The sequence below is a fragment of the Streptomyces anatolicus genome, from assembly GCF_019400875.1.
In the GTDB taxonomy this organism is placed as follows: Bacteria; Actinomycetota; Actinomycetes; order Streptomycetales; family Streptomycetaceae; genus Streptomyces; species Streptomyces anatolicus.
In genome coordinates, this window is the sequence record NZ_WMBF01000102.1 from 1 (window position 1) to 17,434 (window position 17,434).

Annotated in this window: 14 protein-coding genes and 1 pseudogene; 10 read left to right on the plus strand and 5 right to left on the minus strand. The window is 68.7% G+C overall.

What is annotated here, in order from left to right; all coding sequences use genetic code 11:
* Positions 1–1,865: SCO5717 family growth-regulating ATPase (locus GKQ77_RS34120; RefSeq protein WP_372459863.1), on the minus strand; the 1,865-nt coding region annotated here is incomplete at its 3' end.
* A gap of 506 nt (positions 1,866–2,371) precedes the next feature.
* Between GKQ77_RS34120 and GKQ77_RS12520 the strand changes: the two genes are divergently transcribed.
* Positions 2,372–2,716 (plus strand): WXG100 family type VII secretion target, encoded by a 345-nt coding sequence (locus GKQ77_RS12520; RefSeq protein WP_219688794.1) that lies wholly within the window; start codon positions 2,372–2,374, stop codon positions 2,714–2,716.
* A 262-nt stretch (positions 2,717–2,978) separates the two neighbouring features.
* Here the strand turns inward: GKQ77_RS12520 and GKQ77_RS12525 are convergent, their stop codons facing one another.
* Both GKQ77_RS12525 and GKQ77_RS12530 read right to left on the minus strand, forming a co-directional pair.
* Positions 2,979–3,293 (minus strand): DUF397 domain-containing protein, encoded by a 315-nt coding sequence (locus GKQ77_RS12525; RefSeq protein ID WP_219688795.1) that lies wholly within the window; start codon positions 3,291–3,293, stop codon positions 2,979–2,981.
* A gap of 577 nt (positions 3,294–3,870) precedes the next feature.
* Positions 3,871–4,636, minus strand: a pseudogene (locus tag GKQ77_RS12530) (type VII secretion protein EccC); the annotation flags it as partial.
* A gap of 164 nt (positions 4,637–4,800) precedes the next feature.
* Here GKQ77_RS12530 and eccD point away from each other — a divergent pair.
* The 6 genes from eccD to GKQ77_RS12560 all read left to right on the plus strand — a co-directional run bounded on the left by eccD (position 4,801) and on the right by GKQ77_RS12560 (position 12,043).
* The gene (eccD, locus tag GKQ77_RS12535; protein WP_219688796.1) at positions 4,801–6,270 is read left to right on the plus strand and encodes a type VII secretion integral membrane protein EccD; all 1,470 of its coding nucleotides are present in this window, start codon (positions 4,801–4,803) and stop codon (positions 6,268–6,270) included.
* A 224-nt stretch (positions 6,271–6,494) separates the two neighbouring features.
* Positions 6,495–6,782: a 30S ribosomal protein S15 gene (gene rpsO / locus GKQ77_RS12540; RefSeq protein ID WP_125515443.1), complete on the plus strand. Its 288-nt coding sequence runs from the start codon at positions 6,495–6,497 to the stop codon at positions 6,780–6,782.
* 379 nt (positions 6,783–7,161) lie between these two features.
* A complete protein-coding gene (locus GKQ77_RS12545; RefSeq protein WP_219688797.1) occupies positions 7,162–9,390 on the plus strand; it encodes a polyribonucleotide nucleotidyltransferase in 2,229 nt (742 codons plus the stop codon).
* Entirely contained in the window at positions 9,387–10,766 is a 1,380-nt protein-coding gene (locus GKQ77_RS12550) for a M16 family metallopeptidase (protein ID WP_219688798.1), read from the plus strand. Before GKQ77_RS12545 ends, GKQ77_RS12550 begins: the two co-directional genes overlap by 4 nt.
* Before the next feature lie 54 nt (positions 10,767–10,820).
* Positions 10,821–11,573, plus strand: coding sequence for a 4-hydroxy-tetrahydrodipicolinate reductase (gene dapB, locus GKQ77_RS12555; protein ID WP_219688799.1), 753 nt, complete (start codon positions 10,821–10,823; stop codon positions 11,571–11,573).
* A gap of 17 nt (positions 11,574–11,590) precedes the next feature.
* Entirely contained in the window at positions 11,591–12,043 is a 453-nt protein-coding gene (locus GKQ77_RS12560; protein ID WP_219688800.1) for a hypothetical protein, read from the plus strand.
* Positions 12,044–12,062: 19 nt separating this feature from the next.
* Here the strand turns inward: GKQ77_RS12560 and GKQ77_RS12565 are convergent, their stop codons facing one another.
* Together GKQ77_RS12565 and GKQ77_RS12570 are read right to left on the minus strand one after the other, a co-directional pair.
* Positions 12,063–12,641, minus strand: coding sequence for an SCO5741 family PH domain-containing membrane protein (locus tag GKQ77_RS12565; protein WP_219688801.1), 579 nt, complete (start codon positions 12,639–12,641; stop codon positions 12,063–12,065).
* Positions 12,642–12,760: 119 nt separating this feature from the next.
* Positions 12,761–13,000 (minus strand): hypothetical protein, encoded by a 240-nt coding sequence (locus tag GKQ77_RS12570; protein WP_219688802.1) that lies wholly within the window; start codon positions 12,998–13,000, stop codon positions 12,761–12,763.
* Between the two features lie 189 nt (positions 13,001–13,189).
* Here GKQ77_RS12570 and thyX point away from each other — a divergent pair, with 189 nt between their 5' ends.
* From thyX to GKQ77_RS12585, 3 genes are all read left to right on the plus strand, one after another.
* Positions 13,190–13,930, plus strand: coding sequence for an FAD-dependent thymidylate synthase (gene thyX, locus GKQ77_RS12575; protein WP_219688803.1), 741 nt, complete (start codon positions 13,190–13,192; stop codon positions 13,928–13,930).
* 190 nt (positions 13,931–14,120) lie between these two features.
* Entirely contained in the window at positions 14,121–15,020 is a 900-nt protein-coding gene (gene dapA / locus GKQ77_RS12580; RefSeq protein ID WP_219688804.1) for a 4-hydroxy-tetrahydrodipicolinate synthase, read from the plus strand.
* Between the two features lie 147 nt (positions 15,021–15,167).
* Entirely contained in the window at positions 15,168–16,853 is a 1,686-nt protein-coding gene (locus GKQ77_RS12585; protein ID WP_125515452.1) for a ribonuclease J, read from the plus strand.
* The last annotated feature ends 581 nt before the right edge of the window (positions 16,854–17,434 follow it).

Consider the following 17,434-nt stretch of genomic DNA (forward strand, 5'->3'; position numbering starts at 1 on the left):
TGCGGGGGCTGGTGGGCCTGCGGAGCCTGCTGGCCCTGAGGCTGCGGAGCGGGCGGCTGGGGGAACCCGTAACCGGCTTGCGGCGCGGGAGCCACGGGTGCGAGCCCCGGCCCAGGAGCGGGGTGCTGCCCACTCGGCATCGGCTGCTGCCCATGGGGAGAGGGCGGCTGCGGGAACCCATAACCGGCCTGTGGCACCGGAGCGGCGGGCGCGGCAGGCGCGGGAGCAGGCGCCGGCGCGGCGGCCGGAGCGGAGTTCTGCGCGGGCGGCAAGGGCGCACCCGGTACCGACTGCGGGAACCCATACCCGCCCTGCGGAGCCTGTCCCGGCACATCGGCGACCGGAGCGTTGGGCGAAGGAGCCCAGGCCCCGGGGGCAGGCTGCTGCGGAGCCTGCGGCTGAACCGGCGCGTGAGGCTGAGGTTGAGACTGAGGCGGCTGAGGCGGCTGCGGCAGGGGAGCGGCAGTCACGGGCGGCGGAGTCTGCGCCTGAACAGGCTCGGGGACGGCCGTCGGAGCGGGAGCAGGCGCAGGCGCGGGCGCAGGGGCGGGAGCAGGCGCAGGCGCGGCTTCGGGCACGGCCTGAACCGGCTGCTGCACGGGCGCCGGAGTCTGCGTAGGCGCGGGCCACTGCGGCGCCGAGGCGGGAGCGGCGGGCTGATAGGTGGGCGGCAAGGGCGGAAGCCCACTCTGCGACGCAGGCGCAGGCGAGGGCGCGGGAGGCGGAGCCCAGGAGGACGGCACAGCATCCTGCACGTCACCGGCACCACCCTCACCATCGCCACTGTCATCAGCGCTCACGGAGGGCACAACATCCTCAGGCTCGGCCTCACGGACACCCGCACCGGCGCCCGCGCCTTCCTCACCTGCGGCACCTACGACGGACGCGGCACCGTCCACCTCATCGTCCCGCGAGGAGCCCCCCTCACCGGACAAGTCGGAGCCTTCGACGCTGTCCTCGACGGAAGACACGTACGGAGGTTCCACCGCCTGCTCAGAGGCGGCGGCACGCTCCTCGATCTCGCGCTGGAGAGCACGCGCGGAGAACCGCATGGTGGCGCCACTCTCAAGATCACCGCCCCCGAGATCCCCGGAGGGAGCCTCGCGCTCGGTGTCACCCACGGCAGGCGCAACCGGAGCCGAATCCGCAGCCAAAGCCTCCTGGACCTCGGCCTCACCCTTCGCCTCCGCCTGCTCGGCCTCAGCCTCGGAGTCAGCCAAAGCCTCGACCTCGCCCTTAGGCACAACCCCAGTCACGTGCACGGAAGCGGCAGGCCCGGCAAGGGCGGTGCTCCAGTCGGTGGCCCCGCCACCGGAAGACGCGGCGGGCGGCACATCGGCTGCCCCCTGCTCATCGTCCCGGGCGACCGGTTCGAACCCACTTCCCACGGGAAGCTTCGGCACCACACTGGGAACGGCATTCGAGGGCGCGTCCGACGGCGGCACGACAGGAGCGGGCGGAACCGGCCCGGTGGGCGGAGCCAGGGGCGGCGCGGCAAAAGAAGGAGTGGCAGGAGCGGGAGCCGGCGAAGCAGGAGCAGAAACCTCCGGAGCAACCTCAGAATCCCCCGAGGCCCCCGAAGCACCCTCAGCCGTCTCCGAAGCAGCAGTCCCACCCACCCCCGACGGAGACGAAGCGGGCGGAGTCGAAACAGACGGAGTCGAAACAGGCGGAGTCGAAACGGGCGTCGCGGAAGGATCCGCAGCGCTCTCCCCCGCACTCCCCGAAGCGTTCTGCGTATACCAGGCGGGCGGCGCGTAGTCGATGGTGAACTCGCCCGTCGTCTCGGCGGCGGACTCCGCGTCGGACTGATCATCGACGGGTGAGTCCCAGCCCCCGCGGATCTCGTCCCGATCGCTGTTCACAATGCCTCCTGGTGTGGTCGAGCACCCTCGTGCCGTGGTGGGGGGCGACCGTTCCTGTCGTCCGATCCGCCTGGCTCTCCCCGTTGAGGACGCACGCGACCCGCTCGCGGGTTTCCGGCGCAACGCCCTGCCCCAGACTAATCACCAAAACCACCGGCACGTCAGGGCAGCCCACCCCACCAGCGTTGTTCATTGCGCCACGCCCCACCCCTGAACGATCCGCGTACATCAAACCGTGACGGACAAATCCCTCAACGGCCGACACCGCACCCCGAATTGCACGATGCCCCGCAGGTCAGTCCATCCGGTGAGCCGTACCCAACAATCCGGTCTCGGCATCGGTGGTCCGCGTCATCACGTACTGCCGATCACGATCGGCACACCACAAGGTCACCCCACATGTGAGACCTGGCGCGACCCTTGCCCGCCGGAGCCGGGAAGGCCTGGCACGGAGTCGAGAAGAGCAGCGGGTACCGCCGCTGTCCGCACATGAGAGGGCAAGAGCGATGAGCGCTGATTACAGCAATGACGATCTGACCAAACTGGCGGACAAGGTCCGCAACTTCCACACCGACGTGAGCAAGCGCGTCACGTCGCTCAACTCGGTCGTGGACATGATTCAGGCCGGCTGGAAGGGCGCGGCGGGCAAGGAGTTCGACACCCTGCAGCGAGGTGTGAACCTGCACCTGAAGAAGCTCCAGGACAACCTCCAGGACAACCTCGTCGACTTGGAAGACGTCATGCGGATGAGCGTGAAGGGCTTTGACGGCCACGAGCAGGAGCGGATCGCTCAGATCCGCAAGGTGGACAACTCGTACGAGGTACCGAGCAAAATCATCGACGACGCCTGAGGAATCGTCGACCACGCCTGAGAAGCCGCGGCCGGAAGCCAAGGAGTACCGCAGCTCTTGAACGAATCGGTCGCCGGCTACCAGGACACGGACAAGGGCAACGCCTGGCGATTCCGAATGCTGAGCTGAGCCCTGCGCGAACGCCGCGAGGCGCACGGCGGGCGTGAGAGGGGGAGGGGAGTCCGGGGACAGACACACACCCGGACTCCCCTCCCCTCTGCACTCACGTCTACGAGAAGCACACGAGCTCATCGCTCACCGCTCACCCGGCAGGGCTGGCCCCGTCGGCCGGCAGCCCACCGTTTCGCGTGGTCGGCTCCAGGTCGAACTCCCCGTCCCGCGCCCCGAGCACGAAGGCCTGCCACTCGGCCTCGGTGTAGCGCAGCACGGTCTCCGGGTCCAACGACGACCGCATCGCGACGGCACCCTCGGGCAGGTACGCGATCTCGACCCGCTCCTCGGCCTCCTCCGTACCGGGCGCGCTGTGCCACTCGACCCCCGAGATATCAAGGGCGTAGAGCTCGTCCTTCTCCCGCTCCTTACGCGCCTTGACGTCCTCGTCCTCTCCCTCGCCCATGACGAACCGGCCCCTTCCCGACGTACGAACTTACGGTGGGCTCAGCCTACTTGGCGGGTGCCCACTATTTGGCTGACGTCGGCAGGTTGTCCGGCACCTCGGGTGCGTTCTCGCAGTCGAAGGCCTGTGCGACTACTCGAGCGGAACGGAGGAGATGGGTGAGGTAAGTGGCGGGATCGTCGTCATTCGTGAGCGAATCAACCAGAGTGCCTTCGACCGGCATCCCTGCACTCTGCCGTGCGGAGGCGCCCGGGACATCACACTTCACGTAGATGTTGTATTCAATGATTCCGCGTCGATTCTCGCCATGGACCAGCTTGACGACGGAGTTCACCGGCGTCACAGTCCGAGCTTCGGAAACCTTGGATTCTTTGGAGAAGGGGAAGTCAAAAGGGAATAGGGACGGGCCGTATCGAATCTCATATGTACGCCTGGAGTCCCGAATGTCTGTACGCGCTTCGCGCAGCTCGGACTCCAGGTACGAAGGAATCTCTCTGAAGCAGGTTCCGGCCTCGCGGTTGCCTCGTTCTTTTCGGAGCTGCAGGAACTCACCATGAAAACACTTGCTGCGAACAGCGCGACGACCGTCGGGCGCCTCACTACCCCCACCCCCGAATGTCGTCGGTATCCGTTTCTTTACGTCCCATCGCCCGACGGCCCCGGGCGCCGCGACCACCGCGATCATCAGGTCGTCGGGCCCGTGCAGAGTGGCGAGCTGGGCGACCAGCGCGCGTGCCGTGCCCTGTGCGGACTCGGGCTCTCCGGAGACCGTCAAGATGGCTCCCGCGGCCAGCGGCTCCAGCTCGTCGACCGGCGCCGTCTCCGGCGCGACCAGGGGAGTGGACAGTTGCTGCGGGCCCAGACCCACCCGCACCTGCCCGAAGTCCCGGTCCCCGACGCGCCGCTCCCACAGTCGGCTGCCCTCGGCGACCACCGACCACAGCTGCTCGGGAGAGGGGTGCAGAGAGAACTGGGTGTCGCGCTGCTTGAGTGCGGTCCTGCGCACCGTACGCCGCGTCTGGGCAAGGTACTTGAGGTAATCGCGGCGTACGTCCGCCATTTGCCCCTGCGTACCCCGCCGGTACCTGACGACCTGGGCCACGACCATCGCGACCGTCGATACCAGCATCACCACACCCATGATCCGCATGAACGGGTGGGCGTTGGGCGACGCGAAGAAGAAGACCACCGACGAGCCCATGCCGAGCGTCGGCAGCACCTGCATCAGCACGCCCTCCTGCTGCCCGCGCGGCAGTTCGGGCCGAGCCGCCAACTGCAGCTCGTCTGTGGGCGCTTCGGGTGGCAGTACCGCGTGGTGGGCGCTTGATGACGATCTGGCTCACCGGAACGTCAATCCCCCTATATGGACAGGCAGTTCCGTACCTCTGCCCTGGCCGCGTCGGTCTCCCTCCGCATGGGTGGCGATCCTACGTGCAGGCACTGACAGGGCGTAGCGGAAGGGTGACGCACGCATCGTGCACAACCGCGAATCAGGGGGTCGGACAAGGTGAGTTCGCCCGCAGCGACCGGTTTCTGCAGGGTCACCGTCGTCGCGCCCGACAGCCGCATCGACGTCGCTCTGCCGGAGGACATCGCGGTGGCGGACATCTACTCCCAGGTGTGCCGGCTGACCCGCCAGACCCAGCCGGTCGGCACACCGGCCGGCTACCACCTCGTACGCCAGGACGGCACCGTCCTGGACGGCTCCCGGACACTCGCCGCCCAGCGGGTGCTTGACGGCGAGGTGCTCAGCCTGCGGCCCTTCGCCATGTCGCTGCCGCCCGCCGTGTACGACGACGTCGCGGACGCGGTCGCCTCCGCCGTGGTCCAGGACCGCAGGCTGTGGAGAGACGCACTGCTGCGCGGCGCCGGCCTGACCGGAAGCTTCCTGGTCCTCCTTCTGATGGCCTTCGTGCTCTGGTCCGCCGATCCCGTGCGCCACGACATGAACGGCCTGCCGGGCATCCTCGCGGGCGGCATGGGCCTGCTGCTCCTCGCCTTCGCCGGCGTACGCGTACGTGTCTACGAGGACCGTGCCGTCGGTGCGGTCCTGGGGCTCGCCGCCCTGCCGCTCCTCCTCGTCGCCGGATCGGGGATCATCGCCCCGGACGCGGGGCACGGACCCGGCCGCCTGCAGTTCCTCCTCGGCTGCGTCACCGTGCTCGTGGCGTCGGTCATGCTCGTCGTTGTCTCTCCCGGCAGCGACGCCCCCTTCGTAGCGGCCACATTCCTGTCGGCGGCAGGCGCCCTCGCGGCCTTCGTCGCGATCCTCACCGAGGCCACACCCGCCGAGGCCGCCGCGGTCACCGCCCCGGTGACCATTGCCCTCGTCGCGTTCCTGCCGGGCCTGTCCGCCCGGTTCGCCGGACTGCCCATCGGCTATGCCCCGCCGCGAAGCTCCGTGCGGGAGGACTTCGACGCCGACCTGAACCAGGCCGTGGTCCCCGGCCCTCTCGACGCGGCCCGGATCGCGGCCCAGGCCCGGCGCGGCCACGAGCTGCTGCTCGGCCTGGTGGCCGGCTCGGCCTCCGTCGTCGTGGGCTCGGCCGTCGTCCTCGGCTTCTCGGGGAACGTGTGGGGGCAGCTCCTGGCGCTCGCGACGGGCCTTGCGACCCTGCTCCGCGCCCGGCTCTTCCGCTACACCTCGCAGGTCGTGTGCGTACTGGGGGCGGGCATCGCCGCCATCGCCCTGCTGCTCATCGGCCTGGCGCTGAACCCGCCCGGCGACGCCATGCGGGAGCTGATCCTCCACGGGAACCACGGCCCCATGGAGCTGCGCGCGGTCTGGCTCACCGCCGCCATCGCGCTGGGATGCGCTCTGCTGACAGCCACCGCATTGATCATTCCGGCGAAGGGGCTCTCCCCCTTCTGGGGCCGCCTCCTCGACCTGACGGAATCGGCGATACTGCTCTCTCTGGTCCCGCTGTGCCTGGCCGTCCTGGATGTCTACGACGCGGCCCGCTCCCTGACCAGCTGAACAGTGCGGCGTCACCCATGGGCAAACCCCCCACAAGCCGACTGGTACCCTGTGAAACAACCGCCTGTATGCGCACCCCCGGATCCCCAGGGACCCGGACCCGAGTCCGTCCAGGACCCGACCCCGCGCCCGGCGGCCCATCACCGCCTCCCGAGTCACGGAAGCTCCCCTGAGATGTAGACCAGGGGCACTCGGAGGCACTCGAAGACCCACGAGGAGTACGCGTGTCGCTCGACACTGCTACGAAGAAGCAGATCATCACCGAGTTCGGCCAGAAGGAGGGCGACACCGGCTCCCCCGAGGTCCAGGTCGCCATGCTGTCGCGCCGGATCTCGGACCTGACCGAGCACCTCAAGACCCACAAGCACGACCACCACTCCCGTCGTGGTCTGCTGATCCTGGTCGGCCAGCGTCGCCGCCTGCTGCAGTACCTGGCCAAGAAGGACATCCAGCGCTTCCGTGCCCTGGTCGACCGCCTCGGCATCCGCCGCGGTGCGGCGGGCGCCAAGTAAGACGCCGTGAAGGGAGCGGTTCCCACTCGAAGCACTCGAAGGGGGCCGCTCCCTTTGCTGTACGTGCGCGGTGTCACCGACGCTTTGTAGTCTGGTGATACCCAGCACGACTCGCTGGGTAGGCGAGTACTAGCAACAACCTCATAGGCACCACCCACGAGGGAGAGGCGCACCTCGCCGCCGCCGGTCCTCGGTAGTGGCCCCCGGGAGATTCCCCGGGTGCTTCGATCGAAGACCGGCCCGCACACACGGCGCGCTTCTCCACACAGTCCCGGTCCACGCAGGACCCACCCGGTCCACGAAGGACCGCCACGGGACGCCGCCCCGGGCCACACGGGCCCAGGGGCGAGAAGACGAAACGTAGACACGTAGGAGAACAGTGGAGAACGAGACCCACTACGCCGAGGCCGTCATCGACAACGGCACGTTCGGCACCCGCACCATCCGCTTCGAGACGGGCCGGCTGGCCCGTCAGGCCGCCGGCTCCGCCGTGGCCTACCTGGACGACGACACGATGGTCCTCTCGGCCACCACCGCGTCCAAGAAGCCCAAGGACCAGCTCGACTTCTTCCCCCTGACGGTGGACGTCGAGGAGCGGCAGTACGCCGCCGGCAAGATCCCCGGCTCCTTCTTCCGCCGCGAGGGCCGGCCCTCCGAGGACGCGATCCTCACCTGCCGCCTGATCGACCGCCCGCTGCGTCCTTCCTTCAAGAAGGGCCTGCGCAACGAGATCCAGGTCGTCGAGACGATCATGGCTCTCAACCCCGACCACCTGTACGACGTGGTCGCGATCAACGCCGCCTCCTGCTCCACGCAGCTGGCCGGCCTGCCCTTCTCGGGCCCGATCGGCGGCACGCGCGTGGCGCTCATCAAGGGCCAGTGGGTCGCCTTCCCGACCCACACCGAGCTTGAGGACGCCGTCTTCGACATGGTCGTCGCCGGTCGCGTCCTCGACGACGGCGACGTCGCGATCATGATGGTCGAGGCCGAGGCCACCGAGAAGACCATCGAGCTCGTCAAGGGCGGCGCCGAGGCGCCGACCGAGGAGATCGTGGCCGCCGGCCTCGAGGCCGCCAAGCCCTTCATCAAGGCCCTCTGCAAGGCCCAGTCGGACCTCGCCGCCAAGGCCGCCAAGCCCGTCGGCGAGTTCCCGATCTTCCTCGACTACGAGGACGACGTGCTGGAGGCCCTGACCGCCGCGGTCAAGACCGAGCTGGCCCAGGCGCTCACCATCGCCGGCAAGCAGGAGCGCGAGAGCGAGCTGGACCGCGTCAAGGCGCTGGCCGGCGAGAAGCTGCTCCCGAAGTTCGAGGGCCGCGAGAAGGAGATCTCCGCCGCGTACCGCTCGCTGACCAAGACCCTGGTCCGTGAGCGCGTCATCAAGGAGAAGAAGCGGATCGACGGTCGCGGCGTGACCGACATCCGTACGCTCGCCGCCGAGGTCGAGGCCATCCCGCGTGTGCACGGCTCCGCCCTGTTCGAGCGTGGCGAGACCCAGATCCTGGGTGTCACGACGCTGAACATGCTCCGTATGGAGCAGCAGCTCGACACGCTCTCCCCGGTGACGCGCAAGCGCTACATGCACAACTACAACTTCCCGCCGTACTCCACCGGCGAGACCGGCCGCGTCGGCTCCCCCAAGCGCCGCGAGATCGGCCACGGCGCGCTCGCCGAGCGCGCGATCGTGCCGGTGCTGCCGACGCGCGAGGAGTTCCCCTACGCGATCCGTCAGGTCTCCGAGGCGCTCAGCTCGAACGGCTCGACGTCCATGGGCTCGGTCTGCGCCTCCACCATGTCGCTGCTGAACGCCGGTGTGCCGCTGAAGGCCGCCGTCGCCGGTATCGCCATGGGTCTGATCTCCCAGGAGATCGACGGCGAGACGCACTACGTCACCCTCACCGACATCCTCGGTGCGGAGGACGCCTTCGGTGACATGGACTTCAAGGTCGCCGGTACGAAGCAGTTCGTGACCGCGCTCCAGCTCGACACCAAGCTCGACGGCATCCCCGCCTCGGTCCTGGCCGCCGCGCTGAAGCAGGCCCGTGACGCGCGTCTGCACATCCTGGACGTCATGAACGAGGCCATCGACGTCCCGGACGAGATGTCCCCGAACGCCCCGCGGATCATCACGGTCAAGATCCCCGTGGACAAGATCGGTGAGGTCATCGGCCCCAAGGGCAAGATGATCAACCAGATCCAGGAGGACACCGGCGCCGACATCACGATCGAGGACGACGGCACGATCTACATCGGTGCCGCGCAGGGCTCGCAGGCCGAGGCCGCCCGCGCCACGATCAACGGCATCGCCAACCCGACCATGCCCGAGGTCGGCGAGCGCTACCTGGGCACCGTCGTGAAGACGACGACCTTCGGCGCGTTCGTCTCGCTCATGCCGGGCAAGGACGGTCTGCTGCACATCTCGCAGATCCGCAAGCTCGCCGGCGGCAAGCGCGTGGAGAACGTCGAGGACGTCGTCGGCGTGGGCCAGAAGGTCCAGGTCGAGATCGCCGAGATCGACTCCCGCGGCAAGCTCTCCCTCATCCCCGTCATCGACGGCGAAGAGGGCGACGAGCAGGCCGCCGACCAGAAGGACGACACCGACAAGTGACGTCGCGTAGCACCACGACGACGGCCCGCACCTCCTCGGAGGCGCGGGCCGTCGCCCGTACCCAAACCCTCATCAAGGGCGAGCACGGCATCGGCACGGTCCGCAGGACGACCCTCCCCGGAGGCCTGCGCGTCGTCACGGAGACCCTGCCCTCCGTCCGCTCGGCGACCTTCGGCATCTGGGCGAACGTCGGCTCACGCGACGAGACCCCGTCGCTGAACGGCGCCACGCACTACCTGGAGCACCTCCTCTTCAAGGGCACCAAGAAGCGCAGCGCCCTGGACATCTCCTCCGCGCTCGACGCGGTCGGCGGCGAGATGAACGCCTTCACGGCGAAGGAGTACACGTGCTACTACGCGCGCGTGCTCGACACGGACCTGCCGCTCGCCATCGACGTCGTCTGCGACATGCTGACGGGCTCCCTGATCCTGCAGGAGGACGTCGACGCCGAGCGCGGAGTCATCCTCGAAGAGATCGCGATGACCGAGGACGACCCGGGCGACTGCGTGCACGACCTGTTCGCGCACACGATGCTCGGTGACACCCCCCTCGGCCGCCCGGTCCTCGGCACCGAGGAGACGATCAACGCCCTCGATGCCGACCGCATCCGCCGCTTCTACAAGAAGCACTACGACCCCACCCACCTGGTGGTCGCCGCCGCGGGCAACGTGGATCACAACAAGGTCGTACGCCAGGTCCGCGCCGCCTTCGAGAAGGCCGGCGCCCTCGGCCGCGCCGACGCCACCCCGATGCCCCCGCGCCAGGGCTCCCGCGCCCTGCGCACCGCGGGCCGCGTCGAGCTGATCAACCGCAAGACCGAGCAGGCCCACGTCATCCTCGGCATGCCGGGCCTGGCCCGCACCGACGAGCGCCGCTGGGCGCTCGGCGTCCTGAACACCGCGCTCGGCGGCGGCATGTCGTCCCGCCTCTTCCAGGAGGTCCGGGAGAAGCGGGGCCTGGCCTACAGCGTGTACTCGTACACCTCGGGCTTCGCCGACACCGGCCTCTTCGGCGTGTACGCGGGCTGCCGCCCGAGCCAGGTGCACGACGTGCTGAAGATCTGCCGCGACGAGCTGGACCAGGTCGCCGAGCACGGTCTGTCGGACGACGAGATCGGCCGCGCCATCGGCCAGCTCGCCGGCTCCACCGTCCTCGGCCTCGAGGACACCGGCGCCCTGATGAACCGCATCGGCAAGAGCGAGCTGTGCTGGGGCGAGCACATGTCGGTGGACGAGATGCTGGCCAAGATCTCGGCGGTCACCCCCGACGAGGTGCGCGAGGTGGCCCGCGACGTCCTCGGACACCGGCCGTCCCTGGCGGCCATCGGCCCGCTCAAGGACAAGCAGGCGGCCCGCCTCCAGGAAGCGGTCGCGTAGTCCCGCGAAGCGGTCTCGTACTCCCGTAAGGGATCGACCTAAGGAATGAAGGACATGAGCAAGCTGCGCGTGGCGGTCATCGGAGCCAGGGGCCGCATTGGCTCCGAGGCCGTGAAGGCCGTCGAGGCCGCCGACGACATGGAACTGGTCGCGGCGCTCGGCCGGGGCGACAAGCTGGAGACCCTCGCGGAGTCCGGCGCCCAGGTCGCGGTCGAACTGACCCACCCCGACTCGGTGATGGCCAACCTCGACTACTGCGTGGGCCACGGCATCCACGCCGTGGTCGGCACCACGGGCTGGACCGACGAACGCCTCGCGCGGCTGCGTACGTCGCTGGAGGCGTCCCCGGGCACGGGCGTGCTCATCGCCCCGAACTTCTCCATCGGCGCGGTCCTGACGATGAGGTTCGCGCAGCTCGCGGCGCCTTACTTCGAGTCCGTCGAGGTCATCGAGCTGCACCACCCGAACAAGGCCGACGCCCCCAGCGGCACCGCCACGCGCACCGCCCAGCTCATCGCCGAGGCCCGCAGGGAAGCGGGCAGCGCCCCGCAGCCCGACGCCACGTCGACCGCCCTGGACGGCGCCCGCGGCGCGGACGTCGACGGCGTACCGGTGCACTCCGTGCGCCTGCGCGGCCTCCTCGCCCACCAGGAGGTCCTGCTCGGCGGCGAGGGCGAGACCCTGACCGTGCGGCACGACTCGCTGCACCACAGCAGCTTCATGCCGGGCATCCTGCTCGGCGCGCGCCGCGTGGTGAGCACCCCGGGGCTGACCTTCGGCCTCGAACACTTCCTGGACCTCGGCTGACCAGGGAAGCGACCCCCATGCGAGCGAAGATCACCTACGCCGTCACGGCCGCCGTCCTGGTCGTCTACTTCGTCCTGGTCGGCAGCCGAGGCGTGCTCCTGATACAGCACGGCACCGCGCTCACCGTCACCTTCGGCGTCGCGGTGCTGATCCTGCCGTTCATCGGCATCTGGTTCCTCTGGAAGAACACCCAGTTCGTCCAGCGCGCCAACCGCCTCGCCGCCGAACTGGAGGCCGAAGGCGGCCTGCCCGTCGACGAGTTGAGGCGCACGCCCAGCGGCCGCATCGACCGCGACTCGGCCGACGAGGTCTTCGCCCGCCGCAAGGCCGAGACCGAGGACGCGCCGGACGACTGGCGCTGCTGGTTCCGCCTCGCCGTCGCCTACCACGACGCGCGGGACACCCCGCGCGCGCGAAAGGCCATGCAACGGGCGATCGCCCTGCACGCGGGCAAGCCGGTGAACGCCTGACCGAGCGGTGAACGGGCGATCAGGCGGTGGGCTCGTACTCGGCCGTGGTCCGGTACTCGTCGGCCCACACCTCGATGGAGTCCGCCGCCCGGTTGAACGCCTCGTGCCGCGCCAGGAAGTCGGCGTTCCGGTCGGTCAGCAACAACTGCTGCCCGTCGTCCGCCCGATCACGGCGTACGAGGATGAGGGCCTGCCCCTGCACCGTGCGGGGCAGCCCCAGCCACCGCACGGGCTGCTGCGCGGTGCGCACGGCCGCGATCTGCGTCCACGGCACGGTCCGCGTCCGCAGGAAGCCGACCTTGCGCACTCCGCGCGAGCTCACCCAGGTGCCCACGCGCAGCAGCCGCAGCGAGCCGACGACGAGGAGCACGGCGAGCCCCGCGCAGATGGCGGCACCCGCCAGGGAGTCCGCGAAAGCGATGATCACCGCGGCGAAGAGGATGTACGAGGCGAGCAGCAGCGACAGCGCGGCGGTGCCCACGCGCCAGGGGCCGGGGCGGTAAGGACGACGCCACTGATCGCGGTCGTCGAAGGGCAGCGCCGCGTCGTCCGCCGCGTCGTCGAAAGCGCGGTCCGCGGTCAGGAAAGGCAGGGGCACGGGCTGATCCTCACTCGATCCACGCACGGGCTGTGCCCGGTGAGGTTATCGAGCCGTGTCCCCTGCCACCACCCTTGGGGGTCCGGACGGGTCAGCGCCGCGGGTCCGGACCGTGCAGGTCAGCGACCGTCCGAGGCCTCGGACTGCTGAGTGTGGGCGGGCGACTGGTCGGCCGACATCGCGGGCATCCCGAAGAGCAGGGATCCCACGAGACCGGCCACGACGGTCAGGCCGATGAGCGTGCGGCCCATGATCTGACCGGCCGATGCGCGCTCACGCGGCGGGGGAGTGACATTGCTGCGGAACTTGTCGGCTTCGGCGATGAAGGCGAACGGGACGGGCTCTCGCCGACGGAACATGGGGCGCGCTTCTCCTCACGGGTATCGAACTTTCTCTCTCATCCAGACAGACGCTCGAATCGCCCAAAAGGTGCCCTGTTTCGGCAAATTAGTTGAAGAATGTCGTGGCGGGTCACCGAACGGCGGATTGTCAGTGCCTGGCCATAGAGTGGGCGCCGCCCGAGTGATGCACATGGAAGGACCCCGCCAGTGAGCGAGACCCCCACCGAAGACCTCAAGCCCAGCTTCCGCAGCGAGGTCACCGTCGAGCTGGTGAAGCACGCCGCCACCGACTCCGACGTCCTGTGGGCCGCCCGTGTCTCCACGGCGGGCGAGCAGTCGCTCGACGAGCTGCAGAAGGACCCGGAGCGCTCCAAGGGCCTGATCAACTACCTGATGCGGGACCGCCACGGCAGCCCCTTCGAGCACAACTCGATGACGTTCTTCATCAGCGCCCCCATCTTCGTCTTCCGTGAGTTCATGCGCCACCGCGTCGGCTGGTCGTACAACGAGGAATCGGGGAGGTACAGGGAGCTGGAGCCCGTCTTCTACGTCCCCGACGAGTCCCGCAAGCTGGTCCAGGAAGGCCGCCCCGGCAAGTACGTCTTCGTGGAGGGCACCCAGGCCCAGCAGGAGCTGACGGGCCGCGTCATGGAGGACTCCTACCGCCAGGCGTACGAGGCCTATCAGGAGATGCTCGCCGCGGGCGTGGCCCGCGAGGTCGCCCGCGCGGTGCTCCCCGTCGGCCTCTTCTCGTCGATGTACGCGACGTGCAACGCCCGTTCGCTGATGCACTTCCTCGGCCTGCGCACCCAGCACGAGCTGGCCAAGGTCCCGTCCTTCCCGCAGCGGGAGATCGAGATGGTCGGCGAGAAGATGGAGGAGTACTGGGCGGAACTGATGCCGCTCACCCACGCGGCCTTCAACAAGAACGGACGCGTGGCGCCGTAAGGCACTGATGTACGGACGGGCGGAGCGAAGTGTCCGTATTGCGGCACTTCGTGAAGTTCATCTAGCCTGATCAAACGGACCCGGCACTGCTTGAACCCCCGAGCAGGCAGTGCCGGGCTCCATACTTGTCAGGTCCGCTCACATCCCCCGAGGGGGGACCCCGCGCTGAGCAGCGAGTAGCGTGTTACCCATGGCTCCGACCTCCACTCCGCAGACCCCCTTCGGGAGGGTCCTCACCGCCATGGTCACGCCGTTCACGGCGGATGGCGCACTTGACCTCGACGGCGCGCAGCAGCTCGCCGCCCACCTGGTGGACGCAGGCAATGACGGCCTGGTCATCAACGGCACCACCGGTGAGTCCCCGACCGTGGGTGACGCGGAGAAAAACGATCTCGTACGAGCCGTAGTGGACGCCGTCGGAGACCGCGCCCACGTCGTCGCGGGCGTCGGCACGAACGACACCCGCCACAGCATCGAACTCGCCCGCGCAGCCGAGCAGGCCGGCGCGCACGGCCTCCTGACCGTCACGCCGTACTACAACAAGCCCCCGCAAGAGGGCCTGTTCCGGCACTTCACCGCGATCGCCGACAGCACCGCGCTGCCGGTCATGCTCTACGACATCCCGGGCCGCAGCGGCGTACCGATCAACACCGAGACGATCGTCCGCCTCGCCGAGCACCCCCGGATCGTCGCCAACAAGGACGCCAAGGGCGACCTCGGCCGCGCCAGCTGGGCCATCGCCCGCTCGGACCTGGCCTGGTACTCCGGCGACGACATGCTGAACCTCCCGCTCCTGTCGGTCGGCGCCTGTGGTTTCGTCTCCGTCGTCGGCCACGTCGTCACCCCCGAGCTGCGCGCGATGCTCGAAGCGCATCTCACGGGCGACGTCCAGAAGGCCACGGAGATCCACCAGAAGCTGCTCCCGGTCTTCACCGGCATGTTCCGCACGCAGGGCGTCATCACCACCAAGGCGGCGCTCGCCCTCCAGGGCCGCCCCGGGGGCCCGCTCCGCCTGCCGATGGTGGAGCTGACTCCCGAGGAGACGGCGCAGCTCAAGATCGACCTCGCCGCCGGCGGGGTACAGCTGTAACCACAGACTTCACAACTGAATAAGCGGAACCCGCGGGCGCGCGAGCAACACGAGCCGCCCGCACCCCACACAACAACTGCTAACGCACGAACGTCATACGCGCCACGTGCCTCGGAGGTACGTGGCGCGCGTGGTGAGGAGAGTCTTTTGAGTCATCCGCATCCTGAACTCGGCGCCCCCCCGAAGCTCCCGAAGGGCGGCCTGCGGGTCACCCCGCTGGGCGGCCTCGGTGAGATCGGCCGCAACATGACCGTCTTCGAGTACAACGGTCGTCTGCTGATCGTCGACTGCGGAGTGCTCTTCCCCGAGGAGGAGCAGCCCGGAATCGACCTGATCCTGCCGGACTTCACGTCCATCAGGGACCGCCTCGACGACATCGAGGGCATCGTCCTCACGCACGGTCACGAGGACCACATCGGCGGTGTCCCCTATCTCCTGCGCGAGAAGCCGGACATCCCGCTGATCGGCTCCAAGCTGACCCTCGCGCTCATCGAGGCGAAGCTCCAGGAGCACCGCATCCGTCCGTACACGCTCGAGGTCGTCGAGGGCGACCGCGAGCACCTGGGCCCGTTCGACTGCGAGTTCATCGCGGTCAACCACTCCATCCCGGACGCCCTGGCCGTCGCCATCCGCACCCCCGCGGGCCTGGTCGTCGCCACTGGTGACTTCAAGATGGACCAGCTGCCGATGGACGGCCGCCTGACCGACCTGCACGCGTTCGCACGGCTGAGCGAAGAGGGCATCGACCTCCTCCTCTCCGACTCCACGAACGCCGAGGTCCCGGGCTTCGTCCCGCCCGAGCGCGACATCTCGGGCGTAATCCGCGGCGTCTTCGCCGGCGCGCAGAAGCGCATCATCGTGGCGAGCTTCGCCAGCCATGTGCACCGCATCCAGCAGATCCTGGACGCCGCGCACGAGTACGGCCGCAGGGTCGCCTTCGTGGGCCGCTCGATGGTCAGAAACATGGGCATCGCCCGTGACCTCGGCTATCTCCGCGTCCCGCCGGGCCTCGTCGTCGACGTCAAGACGCTCGACGACCTGCCGGACAGCGAGGTCGTCCTGGTCTGCACGGGTTCGCAGGGCGAGCCCATGGCCGCGCTCTCCCGCATGGCCAACCGCGACCACCAGATCCGCATCGTCCAGGGCGACACGGTGATCCTGGCGTCCTCCCTCATCCCCGGCAACGAGAACGCGGTCTACCGCGTGATCAACGGCCTCACCCGCTGGGGAGCGAACGTCGTCCACAAGGGCAACGCGAAGGTGCACGTCTCCGGCCACGCCTCGGCGGGCGAGCTGCTGTACTTCTACAACATCTGCAAGCCCAAGAACCTGATGCCGGTCCACGGCGAATGGCGCCACCTGCGCGCCAACGCCGAGCTCGGCGCCCTCACCGGCGTCCCGCACGACCGCATCGTCATCGCCGAGGACGGCGTCGTCGTCGACCTCGTCGAGGGCAAGGCCAAGATCGTCGGCAAGGTCCAGGCCGGGTACGTGTACGTCGACGGCCTCTCCGTCGGCGATGTCGGCGAGCCCGCGCTGAAGGACCGCAAGATCCTCGGCGACGAGGGCATCATCTCGGTCTTCGTCGTGGTGGACTCCAGCACCGGCAAGATCACCGGCGGCCCGCACATCCAGGCCCGCGGCTCGGGCATCGACGACGGGGTCTTCACCTCCGTCATCCCGAAGGTCCAGGAAGTCCTGGAGAAGTCGGCCCAGGACGGCGTCGTCGAGCCCCACCAGCTGCAGCAGCTCATCCGCCGCACGCTGGGCAAGTGGGTGTCGGACAACTACCGCCGACGCCCGATGATCCTGCCCGTGGTCGTCGAGGTCTGACCCTCCTGACCGCGTGATCTCCGGAGCGGGGCACCTCGATTTGCATCGGGGCGCCTCGCTCCGTTAGGTTTACGGCTCCGCCCAACCGGGAAGCACCGCGCATCTACGTGCGAGGGGCCGACCCGAACGGGGCGGGAAATCCGACTCAGAACTTCTGATAAAGTCGGAGCCGCCGGAAAGGGAAACGCGAAAGCCGAAAGGCCGGAGCGGGAACCGGAAAGGCACCGAGGAAATCGGACACGAAAGAGTCTGATAGAGTCGGAAACGCAAGAACAAAAGAAACACCGAAGGGAAGCGCCCGGAGGAAAGCCCGCAAGGGTGAGTACAAAGGAAGCGTCCGTTCCTTGAGAACTCAACAGCGTGCCAAAAGTCAACGCCAGATATGTTGATACCCCGACCTGATCGGTTCCGATCGGGTTGAGGTTCCTTTGAAAAAGTCCTTCTTCGGAAGGCGCACAGCGAGGACGCTGTGAACGGACGGGATTATTCCTCCCGACCGTTCCGCTCTCGTGGTGTTCATCCCGATTACGGGAAAACATTCACGGAGAGTTTGATCCTGGCTCAGGACGAACGCTGGCGGC

Excerpts from the sequence above, each read along its gene's own strand:
- GKQ77_RS12520 (WP_219688794.1), top strand. The coding sequence starts at position 2,372 with ATGAGCGCTGATTACAGCAATGACGATCTGACCAAACTGGCGGACAAG.
- GKQ77_RS12560 (WP_219688800.1), top strand. The coding sequence starts at position 11,591 with ATGCGAGCGAAGATCACCTACGCCGTCACGGCCGCCGTCCTGGTCGTC.
- GKQ77_RS12525 (WP_219688795.1), bottom strand. The coding sequence starts at position 3,293 with ATGGGCGAGGGAGAGGACGAGGACGTCAAGGCGCGTAAGGAGCGGGAG.
- GKQ77_RS12570 (WP_219688802.1), bottom strand. The coding sequence starts at position 13,000 with ATGTTCCGTCGGCGAGAGCCCGTCCCGTTCGCCTTCATCGCCGAAGCC.
- dapB (WP_219688799.1), top strand. The coding sequence starts at position 10,821 with ATGAGCAAGCTGCGCGTGGCGGTCATCGGAGCCAGGGGCCGCATTGGC.
- dapA (WP_219688804.1), top strand. The coding sequence starts at position 14,121 with ATGGCTCCGACCTCCACTCCGCAGACCCCCTTCGGGAGGGTCCTCACC.